The 25,376-nt window shown below is 74.3% G+C and carries 25 protein-coding genes and 1 riboswitch; of the genes, 14 read left to right on the top strand and 11 right to left on the bottom strand.

All coding sequences use genetic code 11. The features are described from left to right. Positions 1–91: 91 nt before the first annotated feature. Both ACFY2K_RS41905 and ACFY2K_RS41900 read right to left on the bottom strand, forming a co-directional pair. Entirely contained in the window at positions 92–907 is an 816-nt protein-coding gene (locus tag ACFY2K_RS41905) for a hypothetical protein (RefSeq protein ID WP_387718079.1), read from the bottom strand. Between the two features lie 10 nt (positions 908–917). Next, entirely contained in the window at positions 918–1,712 is a 795-nt protein-coding gene (locus tag ACFY2K_RS41900; RefSeq protein ID WP_387718076.1) for an alpha/beta hydrolase, read from the bottom strand. A gap of 176 nt (positions 1,713–1,888) precedes the next feature. Between ACFY2K_RS41900 and ACFY2K_RS41895 the strand changes: the two genes are divergently transcribed. From ACFY2K_RS41895 to ACFY2K_RS41885, 3 genes are read left to right on the top strand one after another with little or no spacing between them, the layout of a single operon-like run. Then, positions 1,889–2,740: a lysophospholipid acyltransferase family protein gene (locus ACFY2K_RS41895; RefSeq protein ID WP_380644973.1), complete on the top strand. Its 852-nt coding sequence runs from the start codon at positions 1,889–1,891 to the stop codon at positions 2,738–2,740. A 34-nt stretch (positions 2,741–2,774) separates the two neighbouring features. Beyond that, positions 2,775–4,016, top strand: a complete 1,242-nt coding sequence (gene macS / locus ACFY2K_RS41890; protein ID WP_375893269.1) for a MacS family sensor histidine kinase — start codon at positions 2,775–2,777, stop codon at positions 4,014–4,016. Next, positions 4,013–4,723, top strand: coding sequence for a response regulator (locus tag ACFY2K_RS41885; RefSeq protein WP_375893267.1), 711 nt, complete (start codon positions 4,013–4,015; stop codon positions 4,721–4,723). Before macS ends, ACFY2K_RS41885 begins: the two co-directional genes overlap by 4 nt. A 58-nt stretch (positions 4,724–4,781) precedes the next feature. Here ACFY2K_RS41885 and ACFY2K_RS41880 read toward each other — a convergent pair whose 3' ends face one another. Then, on the bottom strand, positions 4,782–6,716 hold the full coding sequence (locus tag ACFY2K_RS41880; protein ID WP_387718072.1) for an anthranilate synthase family protein: 1,935 nt from the start codon (positions 6,714–6,716) through the stop codon (positions 4,782–4,784). A 303-nt stretch (positions 6,717–7,019) separates the two neighbouring features. On the opposite strand from ACFY2K_RS41880, the gene ACFY2K_RS41875 reads away from it, so the two are divergent. Both ACFY2K_RS41875 and ACFY2K_RS41870 read left to right on the top strand, forming a co-directional pair. Then, positions 7,020–8,369, top strand: coding sequence for a class II 3-deoxy-7-phosphoheptulonate synthase (locus tag ACFY2K_RS41875; RefSeq protein ID WP_375893264.1), 1,350 nt, complete (start codon positions 7,020–7,022; stop codon positions 8,367–8,369). Between the two features lie 184 nt (positions 8,370–8,553). Next, complete coding sequence (locus tag ACFY2K_RS41870; RefSeq protein WP_387718069.1) at positions 8,554–8,862, top strand: bacterioferritin-associated ferredoxin; 309 nt, start codon at positions 8,554–8,556, stop codon at positions 8,860–8,862. Positions 8,863–8,893: 31 nt separating this feature from the next. Here the strand turns inward: ACFY2K_RS41870 and bfr are convergent, their stop codons facing one another. Continuing rightward, positions 8,894–9,373: a bacterioferritin gene (bfr, locus tag ACFY2K_RS41865; RefSeq protein ID WP_375893260.1), complete on the bottom strand. Its 480-nt coding sequence runs from the start codon at positions 9,371–9,373 to the stop codon at positions 8,894–8,896. A gap of 230 nt (positions 9,374–9,603) precedes the next feature. Between bfr and ACFY2K_RS41860 the strand changes: the two genes are divergently transcribed. Further along, complete coding sequence (locus ACFY2K_RS41860; RefSeq protein ID WP_380530361.1) at positions 9,604–10,233, top strand: sulfite oxidase-like oxidoreductase; 630 nt, start codon at positions 9,604–9,606, stop codon at positions 10,231–10,233. A 177-nt stretch (positions 10,234–10,410) separates the two neighbouring features. On the opposite strand, the gene pknB is transcribed toward ACFY2K_RS41860, so the two are convergent. From pknB to thiO, 4 genes are all read right to left on the bottom strand, one after another. Then, the gene (gene pknB / locus ACFY2K_RS41855; RefSeq protein ID WP_380530364.1) at positions 10,411–12,189 is read right to left on the bottom strand and encodes a Stk1 family PASTA domain-containing Ser/Thr kinase; all 1,779 of its coding nucleotides are present in this window, start codon (positions 12,187–12,189) and stop codon (positions 10,411–10,413) included. Between the two features lie 88 nt (positions 12,190–12,277). Then, a complete protein-coding gene (locus tag ACFY2K_RS41850) occupies positions 12,278–13,075 on the bottom strand; it encodes a thiazole synthase (RefSeq protein WP_375893256.1) in 798 nt (265 codons plus the stop codon). 3 nt (positions 13,076–13,078) lie between these two features. Then, positions 13,079–13,303 (bottom strand): sulfur carrier protein ThiS, encoded by a 225-nt coding sequence (gene thiS / locus ACFY2K_RS41845; RefSeq protein WP_387718064.1) that lies wholly within the window; start codon positions 13,301–13,303, stop codon positions 13,079–13,081. Beyond that, positions 13,300–14,475, bottom strand: coding sequence for a glycine oxidase ThiO (gene thiO / locus ACFY2K_RS41840; RefSeq protein WP_375893253.1), 1,176 nt, complete (start codon positions 14,473–14,475; stop codon positions 13,300–13,302). Before thiO ends, thiS begins: the two co-directional genes overlap by 4 nt. Positions 14,476–14,478: 3 nt before the next feature. Then, positions 14,479–14,591: riboswitch (TPP riboswitch) on the bottom strand. Between the two features lie 123 nt (positions 14,592–14,714). On the opposite strand from thiO, the gene ACFY2K_RS41835 reads away from it, so the two are divergent. The 3 genes from ACFY2K_RS41835 to thiE are packed head-to-tail and all read left to right on the top strand — an operon-like array spanning position 14,715 to position 16,972. After that, on the top strand, positions 14,715–15,914 hold the full coding sequence (locus ACFY2K_RS41835; protein WP_380593193.1) for an NAD(P)/FAD-dependent oxidoreductase: 1,200 nt from the start codon (positions 14,715–14,717) through the stop codon (positions 15,912–15,914). Between the two features lie 42 nt (positions 15,915–15,956). Then, positions 15,957–16,322, top strand: a complete 366-nt coding sequence (locus tag ACFY2K_RS41830) for an Rv2175c family DNA-binding protein (RefSeq protein ID WP_375893249.1) — start codon at positions 15,957–15,959, stop codon at positions 16,320–16,322. Continuing rightward, positions 16,322–16,972 carry a thiamine phosphate synthase gene (gene thiE / locus ACFY2K_RS41825; protein WP_375893248.1) on the top strand — a complete coding sequence of 217 codons (651 nt, stop codon included), beginning with the start codon at positions 16,322–16,324 and terminating at the stop codon, positions 16,970–16,972. Before ACFY2K_RS41830 ends, thiE begins: the two co-directional genes overlap by 1 nt. Positions 16,973–17,061: 89 nt before the next feature. Here the strand turns inward: thiE and ACFY2K_RS41820 are convergent, their stop codons facing one another. Beyond that, the gene (locus ACFY2K_RS41820) at positions 17,062–18,168 is read right to left on the bottom strand and encodes a polyprenyl synthetase family protein (protein ID WP_387718059.1); all 1,107 of its coding nucleotides are present in this window, start codon (positions 18,166–18,168) and stop codon (positions 17,062–17,064) included. A 184-nt stretch (positions 18,169–18,352) separates the two neighbouring features. On the opposite strand from ACFY2K_RS41820, the gene metF reads away from it, so the two are divergent. Together metF and ACFY2K_RS41810 are read left to right on the top strand one after the other, a co-directional pair. Further along, a complete protein-coding gene (gene metF, locus ACFY2K_RS41815; RefSeq protein ID WP_375893245.1) occupies positions 18,353–19,267 on the top strand; it encodes a methylenetetrahydrofolate reductase [NAD(P)H] in 915 nt (304 codons plus the stop codon). Positions 19,268–19,432: 165 nt separating this feature from the next. After that, a complete protein-coding gene (locus ACFY2K_RS41810) occupies positions 19,433–20,335 on the top strand; it encodes a hypothetical protein (RefSeq protein WP_387718056.1) in 903 nt (300 codons plus the stop codon). Positions 20,336–20,351: 16 nt separating this feature from the next. Here the strand turns inward: ACFY2K_RS41810 and ACFY2K_RS41805 are convergent, their stop codons facing one another. Both ACFY2K_RS41805 and ACFY2K_RS41800 read right to left on the bottom strand, forming a co-directional pair. Then, positions 20,352–21,845, bottom strand: coding sequence for a phytoene desaturase family protein (locus tag ACFY2K_RS41805; protein ID WP_387718053.1), 1,494 nt, complete (start codon positions 21,843–21,845; stop codon positions 20,352–20,354). Between the two features lie 11 nt (positions 21,846–21,856). Beyond that, on the bottom strand, positions 21,857–22,471 hold the full coding sequence (locus ACFY2K_RS41800) for a DUF4126 domain-containing protein (protein WP_380530379.1): 615 nt from the start codon (positions 22,469–22,471) through the stop codon (positions 21,857–21,859). Positions 22,472–23,060: 589 nt separating this feature from the next. On the opposite strand from ACFY2K_RS41800, the gene ACFY2K_RS41795 reads away from it, so the two are divergent. The 3 genes from ACFY2K_RS41795 to ACFY2K_RS41785 all read left to right on the top strand — a co-directional run bounded on the left by ACFY2K_RS41795 (position 23,061) and on the right by ACFY2K_RS41785 (position 25,262). Continuing rightward, on the top strand, positions 23,061–23,645 hold the full coding sequence (locus ACFY2K_RS41795) for an SAV_6107 family HEPN domain-containing protein (RefSeq protein ID WP_387718050.1): 585 nt from the start codon (positions 23,061–23,063) through the stop codon (positions 23,643–23,645). Between the two features lie 45 nt (positions 23,646–23,690). After that, positions 23,691–24,443, top strand: a complete 753-nt coding sequence (locus ACFY2K_RS41790; protein ID WP_375893236.1) for a methyltransferase domain-containing protein — start codon at positions 23,691–23,693, stop codon at positions 24,441–24,443. 429 nt (positions 24,444–24,872) lie between these two features. Further along, positions 24,873–25,262, top strand: a complete 390-nt coding sequence (locus ACFY2K_RS41785) for a DUF3040 domain-containing protein (RefSeq protein ID WP_350515624.1) — start codon at positions 24,873–24,875, stop codon at positions 25,260–25,262. Positions 25,263–25,376 lie beyond the last annotated feature (114 nt).

Here is a 25,376-nt window from a genome sequence, read left to right as displayed (position 1 = left end):
TAACAGTGCCAGTTCGTTCGGAGTCACACCGACAGCGAACCGCCGAACCGCCAACCTGCCCAGACCCCGCGCAACACGTAACAAAGCACTACTAGACGACGGCGCCGTGGTCCGGGTCCTCCGGCTCGTCCTCGTCGCGGTCCTTCATCCGGGCGACCAGGGTGACGAAGCCGCCGAGGAAGGCGGTGACCCCGACCCAGGCGGGCCAGCCGGAGATCTCCCGCCACACCACCGCGTCGATCAGCAGCAGCGCCGGGCCGCCGAGCACGGCCAGCCAGGCGAACTTGGCGGTGGCGTCGGCGGCCGGCAGCGGCGGGGGCTCCGGCGGGACGAAGTGGCCCTCGTCGGTGTCCTCGGCCAGTTCGAAGTCGCGCGGGCCCGAGGTGGAGGCGGGGAGGACGGGGCGGCCGGAGCGGGGGCGCGGCTGCGGGGCGAGGTCCGAGAGCTCGTCCGGGTCGCTCTGGCCGGCCTTGGGGCCGGCGCCGTCCTTGTAGCCGTCCTTGTAGCCGCCCTTGAGCTCGTTCTGCGCCCGGAGGTTCTCGACCTCGGGCCAGTTGGGGTTGGTGAGGTCGACCGGGTCGTCGAACTGGGCGACCAGGGCCGCGAAGATCGCGTCCTGCTCGGCCTGGCTGCGTTCGGGGGCGCTGCGGCGCGGGCGGGACTCCGCCGCTGCCGTGGTGTCCTCCCCGGCGGGCCCCGGCGCGGTGCCGTCGGCCTCCGTGCCGCCCGCGGCGACGCCGCCGCCCTGGACCGTGCCGTCCCCGTGGACGGTGGCGTTCCCCCCGCCAGCGGCGTCCCCCTGGGCGGTGGCGTCCTTCGGCACACCGTCGGTGCGCGCTCCGTCCGTCCGCGCGCCGTCCTCGCGGGGCTTGTCGTCCCCGCCGCCCGCCGTGCTGCTCTCGTGCACTTCCGGCCCTTCAGCCATGGTGATCGTCGGATTCGGCCCTGTCGGCGCCCGCCGCGTGCGCGGGAGCCAGCCGTCGGATGAAGTCCAGGCTCGCCCCGAATATTTCCGCCGCGTCGTGGTCCAGCGTCGCGACGTGGAAACTGCGCTGGCACAGCCGTTCCGTCACGTCCGTCGAGGATATCCGGGCCAGCACCAGCTCCGAGTTGGCCGGCGAGACCACGTGGTCCTGCGGGCTGTGGAAGAGCAGCACCGGCTGGGTCACCTCGGGCAGCCGCCGCTGGACCTCCTGCCACAGCCGGCTCAGCGACCAGGCGGCGTGCAGCGGCGTCCGGTCGTAGCCGAGCTCCCGGGCGCCGGGCTTGTGGATGTCGTTGGCGATCCCCGGGATGCTCGGGACGAGGTGGCGCAGCACCGGCAGCAGTACCCCGGCGGGGTTGTCCGAGCGCACCGACGGGTTGACCAGCACCAGCCCGGACACCGTCGTGCCGTGCAGCGCGGCCAGCCGCAGCGCCAGCGCGCCGCCCATCGACAGCGCGCAGACGAACACCTGCTCGCACTCCTCGGCGAGGGTCAGCAGCTCGCGCTCGACCGTCGCGTACCAGTCCTCCCACCGGGTGACCTGCATGTCCTGCCAACGGGTCCCGTGCCCCGGCAGCAACGGGAGCGAGACGGTGAACCCGGCCGCCGCCAGTTCCTCGGCCCACGGCCGCAGCGACTGGGGGGACCCGGTGAACCCGTGGCACAGCAGCACCCCGACCGGTCCGCCGCGGTGGCGGTACGGTTCGGCACCGGGCAGCAGCGGCATGGCGGACTCCTTCGCGGGCGGGTGGCGCTGGGGGAGGGGACGCTGGGAGGGGAGCTGCAGGAATCCGCATCGTCCCACGCCCCGCGCCGGGACGTACACCCCCTACGGCGGGCCCGGGCACGGCGGGTGGCCGCGGGGCATTAGGATCGACCGGTCCGCATAACAGGAGGCCCGGGTTGTTCTACCGACTGATGAAGATGATCGTCGCGCCACTGCTTCGGATCTTCTTCCGGCCGTGGATCGAGGGTGAGGAGAACATCCCCACCGAAGGTGCGGCGATCATCGCGAGCAACCACCTTTCCTTCTCGGACTCGTTCTTCTTCCCCGCGCTGATCAAGCGCCGGGTGACCTTCATCGCGAAGGCCGAGTACTTCAACACCCCGGGCCTCAAGGGCCGGTTGACCGCCGCCTTCTTCAAGGGCGTCGGACAGCTGCCGGTGGACCGCTCGGGTGTGCGCGGCGCCGGCGAGGCCGCGATCCGCAGTGCCATCGCGGTGCTGGACCGCGGCGAGCTGTTCGGCGTCTACCCCGAGGGCACCCGCTCGCCCGACGGCAAGCTGTACCGCGGCAAGGTCGGCGGCCTGGCCCGGGTCGCGCTGGCCACCGGCGCCCCGGTCATCCCGGTCGCCATGATCGACACCGAGAAGGTGCAGCCGCCCGGCCAGGTGGTGCCCAACTTCGGCATCCGCCCGGGCATCCGGATCGGCCGCCCGCTGGACTTCTCCCGCTACCACGGCATGGAGAACGACCGCTTCATCCTCCGTTCGGTGACGGACGAGGTGATGTACGAGATCATGCGGCTCTCCGGCCAGGAGTACGTGGACATCTACGCGACCGCCGCCAAGCGGCAGATCGCCGACGAGAAGAAGAAGGCCGACGCCGAGCGCCGGGCCGCCGCCAAGGCGGAGAAGGCCGAGGCCGAGAAGGCCGCCGAAGCCGAGAAGGCGGCGGAGGCCGGGAAGGCGGCGGAGGCCGGGAAGGCCGGGCAGCAGGACCAGCAGGAGCAGAACGGCACCGGGTCGGCCTGACCGACCCGGTCGGGTCCAGGGGAGGGGCCGGGAGATGGCGGACGGCGCGAGAACGGGTGCCGCGGTGGGCGGCGCGGTGGCGGCGGGCGGCATGTCCGTCGAGCTGCCGCTGTGGAAGGCGATCTCGTACTTCCGGGTGCTGGCCCTCTGCTACGCCCTGCTCCGGTACTTCAACTCGTACCTGCACTTCCTGCACCCGGTCGCGGGCTGGATCTACTTCGGCGCGCTGATCCTCTGGACGCTCGCCAGCACCCGGGCCTTCGCCAACCCGCAGCGCTGCACCTGGTACGTCCTCGGCTTCGACCTCGCCCTGGCCGTGACCGGCATCGTGATGAGCGGGATGACCGACGCCCCGGCCCGGATCAGCCACGGCGCGCCCACCCTACCGACCATCTGGGCGGCCGGCACCGTCCTCGGCTTCGCCGCCAAGGGCGGCTGGCGCCCGGCGGCGGCGTCCGGCGCGGTGATCGGGGTGGCCAACATCCTCGGCCACGGCGGCCCGACCGGCGACAACGTCCACAACATCGTGCTGCTGCTGGTGGCCGGCTGCGCCATCGGGTACGTGATCGAACTGGCCCGCGCCAGCGAGGCCACCCTCACCCGGGCGCTGCAGGTCGAGGCGGCCACCCGGGAGCGCGAGCGGCTCTCCCGGGACATCCACGACGGTGTGCTCCAGGTGCTCGCGCTGGTCCAGCGCCGGGGCGCCGAGCTGGGCGGGAGCGGCGGCGGAGGTACCGGCGGCGGCACCACCGACTTCGCCGAGCTGGGCCGCCTCGCCGGTGAGCAGGAGCGCGCGCTGCGGGCCCTGATGACCGGCGGCCCGCTGCCGGCCCAGCGGTTGCCGGAGGCGGACCGGGCCGAAGCGGCCGACCCGGCCGGGCCGCGCGACCTGACGGCACTGCTGCGCGGCCACGCCGACGAGCGGATCACCCTCTCCGCCCCCGGCACCCCGGTGCTGCTGCCCGGCCCGGCGGCGGGCGAGCTCGCCGCGGCGGTCGGGGCGGCCGTCGACAACGTCCGCAAGCACGCGGGGGAGTCGGCCCGGGCCTGGATCCTGGTGGAGGACGAGCCGGAGGCCGTCACGGTCAGCATCCGCGACGACGGCCCGGGCTACGCCCCCGGCCGGCTCGGCGAGGCGGAGCGGGCCGGGCGGCTGGGCGTCTCCCAGTCCATCCGCGGCCGGGTGCTGGACCTCGGCGGCACGGCCGAGCTGTACTCGGCGCCCGGGGAGGGCGTCGAGGTCGAACTGCGCGTTCCGAGGAAGGCCTCTCCATGACCGACCAACCGATGACCGACCGGCCGGCCGCCGGGCCGCAGTCCACCGACCGGCCGGTCCGGGTGATGGTGGTGGACGACCACCCGATGTGGCGGGACGCCGTCTCGCGCGACCTGGCCGAGTCCGGCCTGGACGTGGTGGCCACGGCGGGCGACGGCGAGGAGGCGGTGCGCCGAGCCCGGGCCTGCTCGCCGCAGGTGGTGGTGCTGGACCTCAACCTGCCCGGTCTGTCCGGCGCCGAGGTGTGCCGTCAGGTGGTCGGGCACGACCCGGCGGTCCGGGTGCTGGTGCTGTCGGCGAGCGGCGAGCACCAGGACGTGCTGGAGGCGGTGAAGTCCGGGGCGACCGGGTACCTGGTGAAGTCGGCCGGGCGGGAGGAGCTGCTGGACGCGGTGCGCCGTACGGCCGTCGGCGACGCGGTGTTCACGCCGGGCCTGGCCGGGCTGGTGCTCGGCGAGTTCCGCCGGCTGGCCGCCGAACCGGCCCCGTCCTCGGCGCCGGCCGTCCCGCAGCTGACCGCCCGGGAGACCGAGGTGCTGCGGCTGGTGGCCAAGGGCCTGTCGTACCGGCAGATCGCCGACCGGCTGGTGCTGTCGCACCGGACGGTGCAGAACCACGTGCAGAACACCCTGGGCAAGCTGCAGTTGCACAACCGGGTGGAGCTGGTCCGGTACGCGATCGAGCAGGGACTGGACGAGGAGCTGTAGGTCCGGTCCTCGAACTCCCGCCCCGCGGAGGGGAGTTCGAGGACCGGGCCGGGGCCGCTCAGCCCCGGACGGCCGCAGCCTCCCGCAGCAGGGCGGCGACGATGCCCACGCCGTCCCGGGTGAGCACCGACTCCGGGTGGAACTGGAGGCCCGCGAAGCCGGGGCCGCGCAGCGCGTGGACGTCGCCGGTGGCGGCGTCCCGGGCCACCTCGACGCCCTCGGCGGCGAGCCGGGCCGCGTCGGCCTCCGAGCAGCGCGCCGTGAAGGTGTTGTAGAAGCCGACCGTCCGCTGGTCGCCGAACAGGTCGATGCTCTCCTGGGCGCCCTGGTACGGGACGGCCTTGCGGCCCAGGGCGAGCCCGAGTTCGGCGGCGAGCAGCTGGTGGCTGAGGCAGACCGCGAGCAGCGGGGCCGTCCGGGCGCCGGAGCGGACGGCGGCCAGGGCGTCCGCGACGACCGGGCGCAGCACCGCCATCTTGGGGTCGTCGACGAGCGCCGGGTCGCCCGGGCCGGGGCCGAGCACCAGCGGGCCGCGATGCGCCGCGACCAGTTCGCGCAGGCCCGGCCGGTCGAAGCGGACCACGGTGACCTGGTGGCCGAGCGAGGTCAGCAGGTGGGAGAGCATCGAGGTGAAGGTGTCCTCGCCGTCCACGACGAGGGTCGGCAGGGCCTCGGTGGCCCGGGACGGCGCCTGCATCCGCAGCCAGAACGGGGCGAGGCCGGCCCGGCGGGAGTCCAGTGCGGCCTGCACCCGGTGGTCGTCGGCGAGCCGGGGCCCGCCGGGGTGCGGCCGCCGGGCGGGGGCGGGCCGGGCGCCGATCGCGGTGAGCACCCCGGCGGCCTTGGCGTGGGTCTCGGCGACCTCGGACGCGGGGACGGAGTGGCGCACCAGGGTCGCGCCGACCCGGACGACCAGCCGCCCGGTGGCCGGGTCGATGTCGGCGGTGCGGATGCAGATCGGCGAGTCGAGCAGCTGCCCGCCGCTCGCGGAGCGCCCGATCAGGGCGAGCGCGCCGGAGTAGTAGCCGCGCCCGGTGGGCTCGTAGCGGCGGATCACCCGGGTGGCGTTCTGCACCGGGCTGCCGGTGACGGTGGCGGCGAACATCGTCTCGCGCAGCACCTCGCGGACGTCCATCGAGGTGCGGCCGCGCAGCTCGTACTCGGTGTGGGCGAGGTGGGACATCTCCTTGAGCCGGGGGCCGAGCACCTGGCCGCCGAGGTCGCCGACCGTGCACATCATCTTGAGCTCCTCGTCGACCACCATGGTGAGCTCCTCCAGCTCCTTGGGGTCGTGGAGGAAGCGCAGCAGCGAGTCGAGGTCGGAGCCGCCGGCCGGGTAGCGGTAGGTGCCGGAGATCGGGTTCATCACGACGGTGCCGCCGCTCTGCCGGACGTGCACCTCGGGGGAGGCGCCGACCAGGACCCGGTCCCCGGTGTGCACCAGGAAGGTCCAGTACGCGCCGCGCTCCTGCTCCAGCAGCCGGCGGAACAGCGCGAGGGCGAGGGCCGGCCCGAAGTCCTCCAGGGTGGCGTGGAAGTCGCGGCGGATCACGAAGTTGGCGCCCTCGCCGTTGCCGATCTCGTCGTCGATCACCCGGCGGACGATCGCCGCGTACGCCTCGTCGTCCACGTCGAAGGCGCCGCCGGACAGGCGGACCGGCTTCTGCGGCAGGGCGGCGGTGAAGGCGGCCAGCGGCAGGGCGTACTGCTCGGTCACCGCGAGGGCCTGCAGCGGGGTGCCGTCGTCGTGGGCCTCGAAGCCGCGCTCGCGGATCTGCCGGTACGGGACCAGGGCGAGCAGGTCGTGGACCGGTCCGGCGGCGGGGACGCCGGTCCGGACCGGCAGGTCGGCCAGGCGCTGGTAGCTGTCGACGGTGCCCAGCAGCACCTCGACGGTGTCCGGGGCGTGCCGGGGGGTGCGGCGGTGCAGCAGGGCGAAGGCGGGGGCACCGGGGGCGGTGAGGCGGGCGAGCAGCTCGGCGGGGGTGGTCACGAGTACGGCTTCCTTCCGGGGTGGAGGGCGAGGGCGGTGCGGGTTCCGCTCCCGGAGGGCCGTCTGCTCGAAAAGCACGACGGCCGCCCCGAGGGGCGGCCGTCGTGTTCGTCTAGGAACGCGCGATCGGTGGGCCACCCAGGGGGGAGGCCCACCACCAGGAGTGGTTGCGGGGCGCGTGCATGGGTCGAGCGTAGCGGACGGGGCCGTGCGGGTGAGTCCGCTCACGTGAGATGTCCGGGACGTGTCTCACCCATCGGGCAATGGTCACGGAACGCTCGCGGCACCCCGTAGCCTTGCCGTGTGACCGCTACGACTGAGACAACGAGGACTGGCCACTCCTGGCAGTCCCTGCCCGCGGCGCAGCAGCCTGAATGGCCGGACCAAGAGGCTCTGCGCAAGACCCTTGCTGAGCTCGCCTCCTATCCGCCGCTCGTCTTCGCCGGCGAGTGCGACCAGCTGCGCGCCCGGCTCGGCGCCGTGGCACGCGGGGAGGCCTTCCTCCTCCAGGGCGGAGACTGCGCCGAGGCCTTCGACGGCGTGTCGGCGGAGCACATCCGCAACAAGCTGAAGACGCTGCTCCAGATGGCCGCCGTGCTGACGTACGCGGCCTCGGTGCCGGTCGTGAAGGTCGGCCGGATCGCCGGCCAGTACTCCAAGCCGCGCTCGAAGTCGACCGAGACCCGCGACGGCGTGACCCTGCCGGTCTACCGCGGCGACTCGGTGAACGGCTTCGAGTTCACCCCCGAGTCCCGGATCCCGGACCCGGAGCGGCTCAAGCGGATGTACAACGCGTCCGCCGCGACGCTGAACCTGGTGCGCGCCTTCACCACCGGTGGTTACGCCGACCTGCGCCAGGTGCACGCCTGGAACCAGGACTTCGTGCGCAACTCGCCGGCCGGCCAGCGCTACGAGCAGCTCGCCCGGGAGATCGACAACGCCCTGGCGTTCATGAACGCCTGCGGGGTGGCCCCGGAGGAGTTCAAGACCGTCGAGTTCTTCTCCTCGCACGAGGCGCTGGTGCTCGACTACGAGACCGCGCTGACCCGCGTGGACTCGCGCACCGGCGAGCTGTACGACGTCTCCGGCCACATGGTGTGGATCGGCGAGCGCACCCGCCAGCTGGACCACGCGCACATCGAGTTCGCCTCCAAGATCCGCAACCCGATCGGGGTCAAGCTCGGCCCGACCACCTCGGTGGACGAGGCGCTCACCCTGATCGAGAAGCTGGACCCGGAGCGCGAGCCCGGCCGGCTGACCTTCATCACCCGGATGGGCGCGGGCAAGGTCCGCGACCACCTGCCCACCCTGGTGGAGAAGGTCACCGCCTCCGGCGCCAAGCCGGTGTGGATCTGCGACCCGATGCACGGCAACACCTTCGAGGCCTCCAGCGGCCACAAGACCCGCCGCTTCGACGACGTCCTGGACGAGGTCAAGGGCTTCTTCGAGGTGCACCGCGCGCTGGGCACCCACCCGGGCGGCATCCACGTGGAGCTGACCGGCGACGACGTCACCGAGTGCGTCGGCGGCGGCGACGAGGTGCTGGTGGACGACCTGCACCAGCGGTACGAGACGGCCTGCGACCCGCGGCTCAACCGCAGCCAGTCGCTGGACCTGGCGTTCCTGGTGGCGGAGATGTACCGCGGCCAGTAGGTCTGACCAGGGCCGATGTGCCCGCGGATGTGACGAAGGCCCCTCCGGATTCGGGATTCCCGAGCCCGGAGGGGCTTTTTCGTACCCGGATCGCCGGGTAAGGTGAGGCTTAGTGAACTAAGGCAAGCCTTAGTCAAGATCCACTCCGTGCCCCAGCCGGCGCTTCACCCCGGGAGAGACCGCGATGTACGTGTGCATGTGCCATGCGGTCACCGAGGACCAGGTGAAGAAGGCGATCGACGGCGGTGCCAACACCCCGCGCCAGATAGCCAAGGGCTGCAAGGCGGGCACGGACTGCGGGTCCTGCGTGCGCCGGATCCAGGCCCTGCTCGGCGAGCACGGCGCCCGGCCCTGCCCGACCGCCCGGCTGGCCGCGAAGCTCGGCCTCGCCGACCCCGAGGTCCAGGACGTGCCCGCGCCGGCCGCCGCGAAGCCGTCCCCGGTCGCGCCGATGGCGCCGGTCGCCCCGGTAATCCCGCTGCGGGTCGCCTGAGCCGCCCGCGCCCGAGCCCGGGGCGTCGGGCTCAGGACTCCGGCTGCTCGATCAGCTGGGCGAGGTAGAGCGCCTCGCCGAGCTTCTCCAGGAGCTCCAGCTGGGTGTCCAGGTAGTCGATGTGGTGCTCCTCGTCGGCCAGGATGGACTCGAAGATGTTCGCCGAGGTGACGTCGTTCTTGGCCCGCATCACGACGATCCCGCGCTTGAGCCGGTCGATCGCCTCGACCTCGACCTGGCGGTCCGCCTCGAACATCTCCTTGACCGTCTGGCCGATCCGGACGTGGAACAGCCGCTGGTAGTTGGGCAGCCCCTCCAGGAACAGGATCCGGTCGGTGAGCGTCTCGGCGTGCTTCATCTCGTCGAACGACTCGTGCCGGGTGTACTTGGCGAGCTTCGTCCAGCCGAAGTTCTCCTGCATCTTGGCGTGCAGGAAGTACTGGTTGATCGCGGTGAGCTCGGCCGTGAGTTGCTCATTGAGGAACTCGATGACCTCCGGGTCGCCCTGCATGGTGCTGCCTCCCTGCGCTACGTCCTGCGGTGAGTCCTGCGCTGCGCATCCTGGCACCGTATCGGGAGGAATTTCCAGTAAGTTCACACTCACTAGGACATGTGTCGGAATATCCGATTTGGGTGATAAGTGGAGGGCGCACGATCGACCATTGGCCCGTACGGGCGGGGCGTGCACCTGGGCCAAGGGGCGCGCGCCGGGGCTCGTCCGCCGTCTGTCACCATGGAGACATGGGTCAGTCCGAACGAGAACCGCTTCCGCCGTCTGACCCGACCCTCCCCCCGGGACAGCGCGCGCAGCGCGGCTGGCCCGCCCTGCACTACGGGCCGGTGCCCCGCTTCAAGCCGCTGACCTGGGACCTCCAGGTGTTCGGGGCCACCGCCTCGGCCGAGAAGCACAGCTGGGACTTCGCCGCCTTCGCCGCCCTGCCGCGCACCACCGTGGTCGCCGACCTGCACTGCGTCACCAAGTTCTCGATGCTCGGCAACGAGTGGACGGGCGTGCCCGCGGCCCTCCTGCTCGACCTGGTGCCCCCCGCGCCCGGCGTCACCCACGTCATGGTCTGGGCCGAGTACGGCTACAGCGCCAACCTGCGGCTGGCCGACTTCGCCGACCCGCACACCCTGCTCGCCACCCACCGCAACGGCGAGGCGCTGACCGCCGAACACGGCTTCCCGGTGCGCCTGGTGGTGCCGCGGCTGTACGCCTGGAAGGGCCCCAAGTGGGTGCGCGCCGTGGAGTACATGCGGGCCGACCGGCGCGGCTTCTGGGAGGAGCGCGGCTACCACAACCAGGCCGACCCGTGGCGCGAGCAGCGCTACTCCTACCAGGAGGAGCCGGGCGACGGACCGCTCCGCTGAGCGGTGAACCCCGCTAGGGCCTGTCCGGCGGATCTTGCCAGGCGCGCGACGCCGGGCATCCCGCCTGGACGCACGCCCGAATCGCCCAAGTACGTCCAGTACGAGGCCGACTCGGGCGCACGCCCAGCCGGGCGCCCAACGCCGCGCGCTGATCTGCCAAGATCCGCCGGACAGGCCCTAGAACAGCGAGAAGTTGACCGTCACCACGGACTTCTGCGGGCGCCGCTCCCCGGCCGTCGGGGACTGGCCGCTCACCTTGCCCATGCCGAGCGTCCAGTCGGTCGAGGCCTTCATGGTGAAGCCCGCCGCCTGCAGCGCCCTCTGGGCGTCGTCCCGGGCCATCCCGGTGACGTCCGGGACCGGCACCATGCCCTTGCTGACCACCAGCGAGACCGCGGCGTTCTCCGGCAGCTGCTGCCCGGCGGCCGGCGTGCTGCTGATCACCGAGCCCTCCGGCACGGTGTCGTTGTAGGTCTGGGTCACCCCGCCCCTGGTCAGCTGGGCGCCGGCCAGCGCGGCGGCCGCGTCGTCCGCGCTCCTGCCGGTGACGTCCGGCACGGCGATCCGCTTGGGACCCTTGGAGAGGGTGACCGTCACCGGGTCGCTCTTGCGGGTGCGCGCGCCCACCCCGGGATCGGTGGAGATCACCTGCCCGGCCGGGACGGACTCGCTGAACACCTCGACGAAGCGGCCGTGCATGCCCTCGCCGTCCAGGACCCGCTGCGCCTGCGAGCGGTCCTTGCCGAGCACGCTCGGCACCGAGCCGTACAGCCCCTCGGAGATCCCGTAGGTGACCCCGCCGACCGCCAGCACCAGGGCGGTCAGCGCGGCCGCCCAGAGCAGCGGCTTGCGCGGGAGCCGGCGCGGTCGGCCGGGCCGCCGGGTCCTGACCGGGGTCGGCTCGTCGTACGGGCGGGGCTCGACCAGCAGCTGGTCCATCAGCTCGGCCGGCACCTCCAGCACGCTGGTGCGCTCGGCCGGCGGGGCGTCGGCGGGCCCGGGGAGCGGCTGGATCACCGAGGTCGGCTCGCTGGTCGGGTAGCGCGGGCTGGGGTGGGTGGAGGCCGGCGGCTCGGCGTCCAGCTCCTCCGGGGTGAGCGTGCGGCGGACCCGCTGGAGGGCGGCGAGCAGCTCCACCGCGTCGTACGGGCGGGCGTCGGCGGCCCGGGCGCAGGCGCCGGCCACTATGGCGTCCAGCGCCGGGGCGACGGCGGGGGCGGTCAGCGAGGGGGCGGGGACGTCCTCGTGCAGGTGCTTGTACATGACCTGGACGGGGTTGTCGCCGGTGTGGGGGCGGCGGCCGGTGAGCATCTCGTACAGCAGGATGCCGGCCGCGTAGACGTCCACCCGCTGGTCGGTGGGGGCGTCCGGGAGGATCTGCTCGGGGGCCAGGTAGGAGACCGTGCCCATGACGGTGCCGCCGGTGGCGGTGCTGGTCGAGGTGGGCGCGCCGTCGGCGCTGCCGAGCACCCGGACCAGGCCGAAGTCGGCGACCTTGACCAGGCCGCTCCCGGTGATCAGCACGTTCTCCGGCTTGACGTCCCGGTGGACCAGCCCGGCCCGGTGGGCGGCGCCGAGGGCGGCGAGCACCGGCTCCAGCACGTCCAGCGCGGCCCGGACGGACAGCGCGCCGCGGTCGCGCAGCAGGTCGCGCAGGGTGCGGCCGGGCACGTACTCCATGGCGAGGAAAACGTTTCCGCCGTCCGCGCCCTGGTCGAAGACGTTGACCACGTTGGGGTGGGTGAGCTTGGCGACCGCCTTGGCCTCGCGGATGAAGCGGGCGGTGAAGCCCTCGTCCCCGGCGAGCTGGGGGTGCATCACCTTGAGGGCGACCACCCGGTCCAGCCGGGTGTCGGTGGCCCGGTACACGGTGGACATCCCGCCGGTCGCGATGCGCTGCTCGACCCGGTACCGGTTGTCGAGCACGGTGCCGATCAGGGGGTCGTGCAGTGCCATGTCCACTCGGGGGAGTCTAGTGCGGCGGGCGGGGGCCGGTCCCGGCGGACACCGCCTCCGGGACCGGCTTGTGACATCCGCGACGGGTTCAGAACGCGGGCCGCTCGCGGGTGTCCAGGTCGGCGCGGCCGGCCATCGCCGAGGAGGCCTCGGCGTGGAAGCGGCGCGGGATGCGGCCGGCCCGGTGGGCGAGCCGGCCCGCCTCGGCGGCGTGCCGCATCGCCTCGGCCATCAGCACCGGGTCCTGGGCCCGGGTCACCGCGGAGGCGAGCATCACCGCTGCGCAGCCCAGTTCCATCGCCAGCGCGACGTCGGAGGCGGTGCCGGCGCCCGCGTCCAGGATCACCGGGACGCCCGCACTCTCCACGATCAGCTGGAAGTTGTGCGGGTTGCGGATGCCCAGCCCGGAGCCGATCGGCGAGCCCAGCGGCATGATCGCCGCACAGCCGACGTCCTCCAACTTGCGGGCCAGCACCGGGTCGTCGTTGGTGTACGGGAGCACCGTGAAGCCGTCGTCGACCAGCGTCTCGGCGGCCTCCAGGGTCTCGATCGGGTCCGGCAGCAGGGTCCGCTCGTCGGCGATCACCTCCAGCTTCACCCAGTCCGTGCCGAGCGCCTCGCGGGCCAGCCGGGCGGTCAGCACCGCCTCGCCGGCGGTGAAGCAGCCGGCCGTGTTGGGCAGCACCCGGATGCCGTTGCGGGTCAGCACGTCCAGGACGGAGCCCTGGGTGCTCGCGTTCACCCGGCGCATGGCCACGGTGGTCAGTTCGGTGCCGGAGACGAGCAGGGCGCGCTCCAGGACCTCCAGGCTCGGCGCGCCGCCGGTGCCCATGATGAGCCGGGAGGAGAAGGTCGTCCCGGCGATGGTCAGCAGGTCGTCGGCCATGGTTCAGCCTCCCTGGACGGCGGTCAGGATCTCGATCCGGTCGCCGCTGCCCAGCGTCGTCCCGGGCCACGAACCGCGCGGCACCACGGCCTCGTTGAGCGCGGCGGCGACGCCGGTGTTGGCGGCGCTGACGGTGGCCACCAGCGCGGCGAGGGTGGTGGCGGCGGGCACCCGGCGGGGCTCGCCGTTGACGGTCAGGGCGATCTCGTTCGGGGCGGTCTCGGTCATGCGCAGGCCTTCGCGACGGGGGTTTCGGGGGAGAACCGGGTCGGCGTGAACGGCCGTGCCAGGTCGGGGACTTCGCCGGTCGCCAGGTAGTCGGCGAGCAGGTCGGCGGTGACCGGGGTGAGCAGCACGCCGTTGCGGTAGTGGCCGGTGGCGGCGACCAGTCCGGGCAGTGCGGTCGGGCCCAGCAGCGGGGCGTTGTCCGGCGAGCCGGGGCGCAGCCCGGCGGAGGTCTCGCGCAGCGGGAGTTCGGTGATACCCGGTACCAACTCGTGCGCGTCGCGCAGGAGTTCGTACACCCCGCCGGCGGTGACGGTGGTGTCGTAGCCCTGTTCCTCGGTGGTCGCGCCGATCACCAGCTCGCCGTTCTCCCTGGGGACGAGGTACAGGTGCTGCCCGCGCACCACCGCGCGGACGTTGCGGGACAGGAACGGCCGGTAGGCCTCCGGGACGTGCAGCCGGACGATCTGCCCCTTCACCGGGCGTACCGCGGGCAGTACGCCCTCGGGCAGGCCGGGCAGCCGGTGGCTGTGCGGGCCGGCGGCGAGGACCACCTGCTCGGCGGCCAGGGACTCCCCGTCGTCCAGCCGGGCGCCGACCGCGCGGCCGCCGTCCACCAGCAGCTCGACGGCCTCGGCCCGGTGCAGCCGGACGCCGGCCCGCTCGCAGGCGGCGACCAGGGCGGTGAGCAGCCGGCGCGGATCCACCTGGTGGTCGTCCGCGACGTGCAGGCCGCCGCGCACGCCGGGGGCGAGCATCGGCTCCAGTCGGCGGGCCTCCCGGCCGGTCAGCCAGCTGGAGTCCAGGCCCAGCCGCAGGTGGAAGGCGTGCAGTTCGCGCAGTTCCGCGCGGTCGTCGGAGTCCAGCGCGACGGCGATGGTGCCGCACCGGCGGTAGCCGGTGTCCAGGCCGCCGCTGGCCTCGGTGAGCTCGGCGGCGAAGGACTCGTACCGCCGGTTGGAGGCCGTCCCCAGGTGCAGCAGCGGCTCCTCGCCGTACTGCAGCTCGGTGACCGGGGCGAGCATCCCGGCGGCAACCCCGGCCGCCCCCCGGCCGTGGCCGGGGTCGACCACGATCACGTTCCGCAGCCCGCGTTGCGCGGCGCGCCAGGCGACCGCGAGGCCGATGACGCCCCCGCCGATCACCAGCACGTCGGCGCGGCTGCCCGATGGCATGCGTGACAAAGCTGCTCTTCTCCCTTCGCCGGTATGACCCGGATCAGGTTCGGACGGTCGCAGGCCGTGCCAGCCCGCCTCTCAGCCCGGTCCGCCGGGCTCCCGTGTGGTGCGTCCACCTTAACTCCGGGGATCGGCCCGCCCGAAGGGCCGTGCGAGGCGTGAGACGGGGCCGCCCGCCCGGCTCCGCGGATGAGCGGCTCAGAGCCGGTTCAGCGGCGCTGGGTACAGTGACGGGCGTGGCAGAGCTGAGCGGAACGGATCGGGTGGTCGTCGTCGTCGGAGCCGGGCTGGCCGGGGCGCAGTGCGCCCTGCAGCTGCGGCAGGGCGGCTGGCGGGGGCGGATCGTCCTGGTCGGCGAGGAGCGGCACGCGCCGTACGACCGGCCGCCGCTCTCCAAGGACGTGCTGCTCGGCAAGGCCGACGCCACCACCCTGGACATCGACTACGGGCGGCTCGGCATCGAGCTGCTCACCGGCCGCCGGGCCACCGGGCTCGCCCCCGGCGTGCTGCACACCGACGGCGGGGACCTCCCGTACGACGCGCTGGTGATCGCCACCGGCGCCACCCCGCGCGCCCTGCCCGGAGCCGAGCGCGCCCATCTGCTGCACACCCTGGACGACGCCCTGGCGCTGCGCGCGCTGCTGCGCCCCGGCCTGCGGCTGGTGCTGGTCGGCGCGGGCTGGATCGGCGCCGAGGTGTCCACCGCCGCGCGGCAGGCCGGCTGCGAGGTCACCGTGGTCGAGGCCGGTCCGGCGCCGGTGCCGGGCGCGCTGCCGACCGGGGTCGGCTCGGCGATGGCCGCCTGGTACGCCGAGGCCGGCGTCGACCTGCGCTGCGGGGTCGGGGTGGCCGCCGTCGAGCCGGGGGCGGTGCTGCTGGCCGACGGCTCCCACCTGCCCGCCGACGAGGTGGTGGTCGGCATCGGCGCCCGGCCCGCGACCGGCTGGCTGGCCGGCTCGGGCGTCGAGCTGGACGCCTCCGGCGCGGTCGTGGTGGACGGGCGGCTGCGCACCGGCCTGCCCGGGGTGTTCGCGGCCGGGGACTGCGTCAGCTACCCCTCGGCGCGCTCCGGCGCCCGGCTGGCCGTCCAGCACTGGGACCACGCGCTGCAGTCCGGCTCCGCCGCGGCCGCCGCCGTGCTCGGGGCGGACACGCCGTACGACCCGGTGCCGTACTTCTGGTCCGAGCAGTTCGGGCGGATGGTCCAGTACGCCGGCCGGCACGCCGAGGGCGACGAACTGCTGTGGCGCGGCAGCCCGCAGGAGTCCGCGTGGTCGGTGCTCTGGCTGCGCGACGGGGTGCCGAGCGCGCTGCTGGCCGTGGACCGGCCGCGCGACCTCACCCAGGGCCGGAAGCTGATCGAACGCGGTGCGGTGCTCGACCGGGCGCTCGCCGCGGACCCCTCGGTGGCGCTCAAGGGAGCCGTCGCCGGGTAGCACTTGGTGCGCGGCGGGCCGCGGAGGTGGCAGTCTGGTGGCGTGAGTGAGATCGAAAGCAAGATTGAAGCCCTGGTCACCGAGTGGGTGTACCTGCCCGACATCTCGGAGCAGTGGGGGGTCCGGGTCACCGAAGTGCGTGACCTGGTCAAGAACGGTGGCCTGATCGCCGTCCGGCGCGGGCCGAACAAGTCGCTGCAGGTCCCGGCGGCGTTCATCGACGGCCAGGGGCTGGTCAAGCACCTGTCCGGCACCCTGACCGTCCTGCGGGACTGCGGGTACAACGACGTGGAGATCCTGGAGTGGCTCTTCACCGAGGACCCGTCGCTGCCCGGCAGCCCGATCCAGGCGCTCCGGGAGAACCGCGGCACCGAGGTCAAGCGCCGCGCCCAGGCGATGCTGATCTGATGGCGGCGGACACGCTGCGGGCCCGCCTGGCCGACGCCCGGCTCTACCTGTGCACCGACGCCCGGCGCGAGCAGGGCGACCTGGCCGAGTTCCTGGACGCGGCGCTGGCCGGCGGGGTGGACATCGTCCAGCTCCGTGACAAGGGCCTGGAGGCCAAGCAGGAGCTGGCGGCGCTGGAGGTCTTCGCCGACGCCTGCCGCCGGCACGGCAAGCTGCTGGCCGTCAACGACCGCGCCGACGTCGCCCACGCGGCCCGGCCGGACGTGCTGCACCTCGGCCAGGACGACCTGCCGGTACCGGCCGCCCGGGCGATCCTCGGCGAGGACGTGCTGATCGGCCGCTCCTGCCACGCCGAGTCCGAGGTGGACGCGGCGGTCGCCGAGCCGGGCGTGGACTACTTCTGCACCGGCCCGGTCTGGCCGACCCCGACCAAGCCGGGCCGGCACGCGCCGGGCCTCGGCCTGGTCTCGTACGCGGCGAAGCAGGCCACCGACCGGCCGTGGTTCGCGATCGGCGGGATCGACCTCGGCAACCTGGACGAGGTGCTGGCCGCCGGCGCCCGCCGGATCGTCGTGGTCCGGGCCGTCACGGCGGCCGAGGACCCGCGGGCCGCCGCCGCCGAGCTCGCCCGCCGGGTGCGCGCGGCGTAATGCCACCCGGGGCCGCCGCCGTCGCTGGGGCCCGTCTTCGAACTCCCGTCGTTCGCCCGGAGGGCGGGCGGGAGTTCGAAGACGGGCTCCTAGTACTTGCGGACGGTGGCGGCCTCGGCCAGGGCCAGCAGCACCGTGCGGGCCCGCTCGTCGGCGAGCGGTGCCGCCGCCAGCGCGGCCAGCGACTCCCGCATCAGCTCCTCGATCCGGGCCTCCACCAGCTCCGGCGCCCCGCTGCGGGCGACCAGCTCGCGCAGCCCGGCGACCTCCTCGGCGGCCAGGTCCGGTGCGCCGAGCCGGGCGTCCAGGTGCCAGGCGTCGGCCTGCGGCAGGCCCCGCATCGCGTGCGCGACCAGCAGGGTGCGCTTGCCCTCGCGCAGGTCGTCCCCGGCGGGCTTGCCGGTGACGGCCGGGTCGCCGAAGACGCCGAGCAGGTCGTCCCGCAGCTGGAAGGCCTCGCCCAGCGGCAGCCCGAACGCGCCGAGCGCCTCGACCAGCTCCGGCCCGGCCCCGGCCAGCAGGGCGCCGACCTGGAGCGGCCGCTCGATGGTGTACTTCGCCGACTTGTAGTGCAGTACGGTCCGCGCCCGCTCCGGCGCGCCCTCGTCGGCGGAGTCGCCGGCCACCGGCTCCAGCACGTCCAGGTACTGGCCGAGCATGACCTCGGTGCGCATCAGGTCGAACCGCGGCTTGGCGGCCAGTACGGCGGCCGGGTCCAGGCCGGAGCGCAGGAACAGCTCGTCGCACCAGATCAGCAGCAGGTCGCCGAGCAGCACCGCGGCCGAGGCGCCGTACTGCTCGCGGTCGCCGCGCCAGCCGCTGTCCCGGTGCAGCGCCTCGAAGCGGCGGTGCACCGAGGGCAGGCCGCGGCGGGTGTCGCTGCGGTCCATCAGGTCGTCGTGCACCAGGGCGCTGGCCTGGAGCAGCTCCAGCGCGGCGGCCGCGTTGGCGATCCCCTCGCCGTCAGCGGGGCCGCCGGCGGCGCGCCAGCCCCAGTAGCAGAAGCCCGGGCGCAGCCGCTTGCCGCCGTCCAGCAGGAAGTCGCGCAGGGCCTCGGCGGCGGGCACCAGCTGCGGCGAGATCGTGCCGAGCAGCGCCGACTGGCCGTCCATGAACGCGGCGAGGGCCGTGTTGACGCGGGTGCGGACGTCCTCCACGTCCATGGGGTTGGCCGGCCGGGTGCTGGACGAGGTCACGATGATGCTCCGCTGGTTCGCTGGGGTGCAGCAAGCGTAGCGGGGCGGCCGGGAACGGATGTGCGAGCGGGGCCGCCGACGGCGCGCGGGGCGGCCGGTGCGGAAGCGGAGGCCCGTCCACTACTTGTCCCGAATCGTGGGATCGAGTTGTCCGGCCCCTTCGGGGGACGGATAACCTGCCAGCATGGCACTCGGCATCGCTTCCACGAGACCGGACCGCGCACAGACGGTCCGCGAACTCCTGGCGGCCGGAAAGCGCTCCTTCTCCTTCGAGTTCATGCCGCCGCGCACGGAGGTCGGCGAGCAGAAGCTCTGGGACGCCATCCGTCGACTCGAACCGCTGGACCCCAACTTCGTCTGCATGACGTACGGCGCCGGCGGCTCCTCGCGCGAGCGCACCGTCAACATGGTCGGCCGGATCGCCACCGAGACCACGCTCACCCCGGTCGCCCACCTGACCGCGGTGGACCACTCGGTCGCCGAACTGCGCAACATCATCGGCCAGTACGCCGACCAGGGAGTGCGGAACGTCCTCGCGGTCCGGGGCGACCCGCCCGGCGACCCGATGGGCGAGTGGGTCCGTCACCCGGACGGCGTCACCTACGCCTACGAGCTGGTGGAGCTGATCAAGGGCATCGGCGACTTCTGCGTCGGCGTCGCGGCCTCGCCGAACATGCACCCGCGCTCGGCCGACTGGGACGAGGACATCCGGCACTTCGTCGCCAAGGTCCGCTCCGGCGCGGACTACGCGATCACCCAGATGTTCTTCGAGGTCGACGACTACCTGCGCTACCGCGACCGGGTCGCCGCCGCGGGCTGCCCGACCCCGATCATCCCGGAGATCATGCCGGTGACCAACGCCAAGCAGCTGGAGCGCTTCCCGCAGCTCAGCGGCTCGGCCTTCCCGGCGGAGCTGGAGGCCCGGCTGCGGGCCGTCATCGACGACCCGGTGGCGCTGCGCGCGATCGGCATCGAGCACGCCACCACGATGGCCGAGCGGCTGCTCGCCGAGGGCGCGCCCGGCCTGCACTTCATCACGCTCAACCACTCGACGGCGACGCTGGAGATCTACCAGAACCTGGGGCTGCACCAGCGCTGATCACCGCTGTTCACGGGCCCGTCACCGCCGTCCGGTGGCGGGCCCGGTCGTGTGCGGCCGGTGCCGCCGACGGCGGGAACGCGATGCGGTACCCCGGCCGTTGAACCGGTACAGTCGCCGCACACGCGCGGCCGGCGCGGGCACGCGACTGGAGGTAGCGCGCGGATGGGCATCGGATACCTGCTGCTGTACGTCGCGTTGGCGGTGGTGGCGCTCTGGCTGGTCGCCGAGGTGCTGCTGCAGAACCGGGCGCCGGTGCACTGGCGGGCCCTCGCCCTGGCCGGCTTCCTCGGGGTGGCCGTCGGGATGGGCCTCGACTCGGTCGTGGTGATCGGTGCCGGAGCGGCCCTGTTCGCGGTCGGCCAGACCTTCGTCACCCTCTCGGTCAAGAAGGGCTACCAGGCCGGCTGGTCCCTGCGCAACGCCGACGGCAGCCTGCCCGGCCCGCTCGCCAAGGTGCCCCTGCTGGGCGCCCTGACCGGCGGCGCGGCGGTCGCGGCCGCGGCGGCCGAGGAGAAGCGGGTCGGCGAGGTCAGCGCGGTCGAGGAGACCCTGGCCCCGGACACCGCCCCGGCCTCCGCCCCGGTCGCCGAGGACGTCCCGGAGGTCGAGCAGACCGCCGCCTTCGAGATGCGGGAACTGGCCCAGGACGGCGTCTACGCCCCCTCCTACTACGAGCAGCCGCAGGCCCAGCAGCAGCCGCAGCAGCCGCAGGACCCGTACGCCCCGGCCTACCAGCCCGGCTACGAGCAGCAGCAGTGGCAACAGCCCCAGCAGCAGCCCGCCTACGCCTACGAGCAGCAGCAGTCCTACGGCGGCTACCCGCAACAGCAGCAGGACCCGTACGGCGGCTACCAGCAGGCCCAGGACCCGTACGCGGGCTACCAGCAGCAGCACCAGCAGGCCTGGGACCCGAACGCCCAGCAGCAGCACCAGCCGCACGAGCAGCAGCAGTGGCAGCCCCAGCCCGACCAGCACGGCCAGCACGCTCAGGGCGTCCCGCAGCAGCCGGGCTACGACCAGAACTACGGCTACCAGCAGCAGCAGAACACCTGGCACCAGGGCTGACCGGCCCGGCCCGGCGTCACGCCGGGCCGATCAGCCCGGCGGCGATGCAGGCCGACATGCCGGCCCGGGACAGGCCGCCGCCCGGGTGGGCGTTGCCACCGACCAGCAGCAGCCCGGGGACGGGCGACTCGTTGGCGGTGCGCAGCCACCGGCCCGCGGCGCCGGCCAGGGCGGGCCGGGCGACGGCGCCGGCGGGGGCGCCGGTCTCCCGACGGGTGTCCCCGGGCGTGCGCACCACCCGCCACAGGACCCGCTCGCGCAGGCCGAGACCGGCCGCGTCGACGTGGGCGAGCAGCTGGTCGGCGTAGCGGTCGGCGACCCCGGGGGCGGTCCAGTCGAACCCGTCCAGGGCCGGGACCGTCGCGGTCAGCACCACGGACTCGTGGGCGTCGTCGGGGCGCAGCGCCGGGTCGTCCGGGCGCAGCACCTGCACGGTGGGGCGGTCGCACAGCGGGCCGGCGCCGGTCAGCGCGGCCTCCTCCGCCGCCGGGTCGGCCGCGTGCACCACCGTGCGGTGCGCGGTGCCCTCCGGGCGCGCCCCGCGCAGGGCCAGCAGCACGCCGAACCGGCCGGGCACCCCGCGCGGCTCCCACCGCTCGGCCGGCCGCCCGGGCCACTCGGCGAGGCCGTGGTGGTGCAGCGCGCCCGCGTCCATCGCGGAGACCACCAGTTCGGCGTCGATCCGCCCGTCCGCCGTCTCCACCCCGCAGGCCCGGCCGCCCTCGACGAGCACCCGGGTGACCGGGGTGTCGAAGCGGAAGTCGACCTTGCGCAGCTCGCAGCGCCGGAACACCGCGTCGGCCAGGGCCCGCAGGCCGCCCCGGACGTACCAGACGCCGAAGGACTGCTCCATGTACGGCAGCACGGTGGCCCCGGCCGGGGCGTCGCCGGGGGCGAAGCCGTACCGGACGGCGGCCTCGGTGAGCAGCGCGGTCAGCCCGGGGTGGCCGCCGAGCTCGCGGGCGGCCACGTCCCGCAGGGTCCACGGTCGGGGGCGGCGCAGCCGGGCCAGGCCGGTGGGCGGCGGGACGGGGTACGGGTCGGCGCCCAGGAAGGCGTGGTCGGCGGGGAGCGGCTCCTCCAGCAGTGGGCGGCGGGTCGCCTCCCAGACCGTCCGGCCGTTGTTCATCACCGCGCTCCAGCGGGCACCGGAGCCCGCGCCGAAGGCGGTGTCCAGGGCCTGGCCGACGCCGCCGCGGGAGGCGTTGGGCAGGGTGACGACGGTCCCGTCGGGGAACACGTGCCGGCTCTCCGGCTCCACCGGCGCCAGCTCGACCAGCTGCTCCAGCGGCTCCTTGCCGGTCTTGAGCGCGAGGTCGCGGTAGACGGCCGGCAGCGGCAGCAGACCGGGACCGGTGTCGAAGGCGAAGCCGTCGCGCTCGTACCGGCCGACCATGCCGCCGTAACTGCCGCCCGCCTCGCAGACCGTCACCCGGTGACCGATGGTCGCCAGCCTGGAGGCCGCCGCGAGCCCGCTCATACCTGCGCCGATGATGACGATCCGTGCCATGGCACCCGATCCTAGGGCCGACCCGCGTACGCTCCGGACGCGGCCTTGGCGGCCTTGCGCTCGCGGCGGCGGGCCCGGAAGGCGCGGATCCTGCTGACCGCCAGCCAGACCAGCAGCAGACCGGCCAGCAGCAGGACGGCGGAGATCGAGGCGGCCGCCCAGGGGTGGAAGATCGCCAGGGTGACCAGGCCGGCCACCGAGAGGTCCTCGGTCAGGCTGACCACGATGTTGCTGAACGGTTCCGGCGTGGTGTTGACGGCCATCCGCAGCGAGGCCTTCACCAGGTGGGTGACCAGCGCGGTGGTGCCGCCCATCGCCCCGGCCGCGACCTCGCTGAGCGAGCCCGGGTCGGCGCTCGCGATCAGCACGCCGACGACGGCACCGGCGATCGGCCGGATCACGGTGTGCACGGCGTCCCAGACGGTGTCCACGTACGGGATCTTGTCGGCGACCGCCTCCAGCAGGAACAGCACGGCCGCCGCGACCAGCACGTCGGTGCGCTCCAGCGCGTGCGGCACCGACTCCGCGCCGGCGAACCGGCCCAGCAGGCCGAGCAGCAGCACCACCGCGTACGCGTTGATGCCGCTGGCCAGACCGCTGGTGAAGATCAGCGGCAGGACCGTCATCGCGTCCCCCTCCTCGTTCTCGCGGGCCTCGCGACCCCGTCCGGGCCGCCCGGCCCCGCCGTACCGTACCCGGAGCCGGGACGCCCCGGGCCGCCGCCGCGGTTCCGCTCCGGGCCGCCGCGGCCGACTGAGTACGGGTACTCAGTTCCGCGGTTGAGTACGACAGCGGATGGCCTCCGACCTGCTGGGACGGGAGAGTGGTGGCACCCGGGAGGGCGGCGCGTCGGGCGCCGGCCGCCCGGGCGGCGGATCCGTCCGTCCCCCTGGCCGGGAGGGCCCGGGGGGTGGTGCCGGGTCCGCGTCGGGCGCCGGTCACGGGCCCCGCACCGCCGACACGGGGCGGCGGAGCGGGCCGGGGGGAGACCGGTGACCGAACGGGGGAAACGGGGGGAAGCGGGGGGAACGGGGGAGATCGCACCGCCGCCCGGTGGGGGCGGGCGGGGCGACAGCAGACGGCGGCGGGCGCGGACCGGGGGGACCGCGCCCGCCGCCGCTGCGTCCGTTCCCGGAGCCGGTTGTCAGTGGTGCCGGTCACGATGGAGGAGCACGGACCACCCGGTCCGGGCGCTGCCTCGGAACGGGGGAGACCATGACCATCAGCCGTCCTGAGCCCGTCACCGCCCGCCTCCACTCCGCCGCCCTGCCACCCACCCCGTCCATCCCGCCCGCCCCTGGCTCCGCCGGGCGGGACGTCCACCCCGTGCTGCGCCGGGCCGCCGCGCCACCGGCCGCCCTCGACCTGCTCGCCGACGCCCACCGCACGCTGGCCCGCTCCCGCGTGCTGGAGGATCCGCTGGAGCGCTACGCCACGGCGCACCTGGCCGCGCTGCGCACGGTGGCCGCCGTGCTGGCCGTCCGCGGTCGGCCGGAGAAGAACCCGCGCCGGCGGAAGGCCATCCGCAGCGCCTGGGAGGTGCTGCCCGAAGTCGCCCCCGAACTGGCCGAGTGGGCGCTCTACTACGGCGCCGGCGCCCGCCGCCGGGCCGCCGCCGAGGCCGGCATCCGGGGCGCCGCCTCGGCCCGCGACGCCGACGACCTGATCCGCAACTCCGCGCTGTTCCTGCGCCTGGTCGAGCGGCTGCTCGGCCTGCGCCCGGCCCCGCCCGCACCCCGGCTGCCGCTCGACGGGGACGAGCCGCCCGGCGCGGGCGGAGCGGCCGCGCGGCAGGCTTAAGGTGGAGGCATCCTGATCGATCTGCACGTGCCAAGGAGCCCGACCGTGTACCCGACGCGTCCCCGCAGTGCCCTGCGTACCGCCGTGGTCTGGGAGGTGGTGCGGGCAGCCCTGGAGAAGCGGGCGGCCGAGCTGGACCAGCCGGTGCTCGACGTGGTCGACACCGGCGGCGGCACCGGCAACTTCGCCGTGCCGGTGGCCAAGCTCGGCCACCGGGTCACCGTGGTCGACCCGAGCCCGGACGCGCTGTTCGCGCTGGAGCGCCGGGCCGCCGAGGCCGGGGTGACGGACCTGGTCCGGGCCGTCCAGGGCGACACCCAGACGCTGCCCGAGCTGGTCGCCCCCGGCACCGTGGACGCGGTGCTCTGCCACGGCGTGCTGGAGGTCGTGGACGACCCGGCCGAGTCGCTCGGCAGCCTGGCCGCCACCCTGCGCAAGGGCGGCCTGGTCAGCCTGCTGGCCGCCAACCGCAACGGCGCCGTGCTGGCCCGCGCGCTGGCCGGCCACTTCAACGAGGCCCGTACGGTGCTCTCCGCCGAGGACGGGCGCTGGGGCGAGCAGGACCCGATGCCGCGCCGCTTCACCGGTGAGGAACTGGGCCGACTGGCCGAGGGCGCGGGCCTGCGGGTGGAGTCGGTGCACGGCGTCCGGGTCTTCGCCGACCTGGTGCCCGGGGTCCTGGTGGACACCGAGCCGGGCGCCATGGAGGCGCTGCTCAAGCTGGAGGAGGCCGCTGCCGCGCAGCCCGCCTTCCACGCCGTGGCCACCCAGCTGCACCTGCTGGCCACCCTCGCCTGACCCCGCCCGGAGCCCCCGCGGCACCCGTCCGCCGCCGTCCGGTCCGCGCACCGTCCGGCGGCGGTTCGCTTCCCGGACGACCCCCGGACACCCGCCCCTCGCCCGGCTGTGCGCCGGATCATCCCCGGCTCCGGGCCGATTCCATCGGGTCGGGCACTTGTCCGATCCGTCCGGCGTTGACCCGGGTGCGGCCCCGCCCGGTCGAAGTGGCCCGTCCCACGCGGCGCAGACCACTCCGTAACGGGGCCCCGGACCGTATGATCTGGGTAAAGCCGGTAAGCATGACAGCCGGATGCGTGGGGCATATGGACGACACGGGCCGGGTCCCCCGCACGGGCGTCCGACCGTGTGCCCAAGGCTGATTGGACTGGCCTCTCCGACCGGGGAGGCGGACCGGTCGCACCCGCGACCGACGAGTAGGAGGACTCCGTGCCGCTCTCGGAGCACGAGCAGCGACTGCTCGACCAGATGGAGCGAGCGCTGTATGCCGAAGATCCCAAATTCGCGTCAGCGCTTGAGGGAACCGGGCTGCGCACCTTTACCCGTCGGCGGGTCTACCTGGCCGTCGCCGGCTTCGTGGTGGGGATCGGTCTGCTGATGGGCGGCATGGTCGTTCCGGACCAGATCTGGGTCAGCGTCGTCGGTTTCCTGGTGATGCTCGGGTGTGCGGTGTTCGCGGTGACCGGCTGGCGCCGGGCGCCCGCGGGCCAGGGCTCCGGCCCCCGGCAGGCCGCGGCCCCGCGCCGCAAGGCCGGGATGATGGACCGGGTGGAGCAGCGCTGGCAGCGCCGCCGGGACGAGCAGACCGGCGGTTTCTGAGCCGCAGGGCCCGTCGGGACGTCGAGGACAGACGACGAGAGCCGGGGCGGGGCGGGGGCCCCCAGCCCCCCCCCCCCCGCGCCGTGGCGCCGGGAGACCGGGGGGGCCCCCAGC

The organism is Kitasatospora sp. NPDC001309, assembly GCF_042896295.1.
Lineage (GTDB): Bacteria > Actinomycetota > Actinomycetes > Streptomycetales > Streptomycetaceae > Kitasatospora.
Note: the sequence above shows the minus strand (reverse complement) of the source record. Positions and strands in the feature narration are given on the sequence as shown.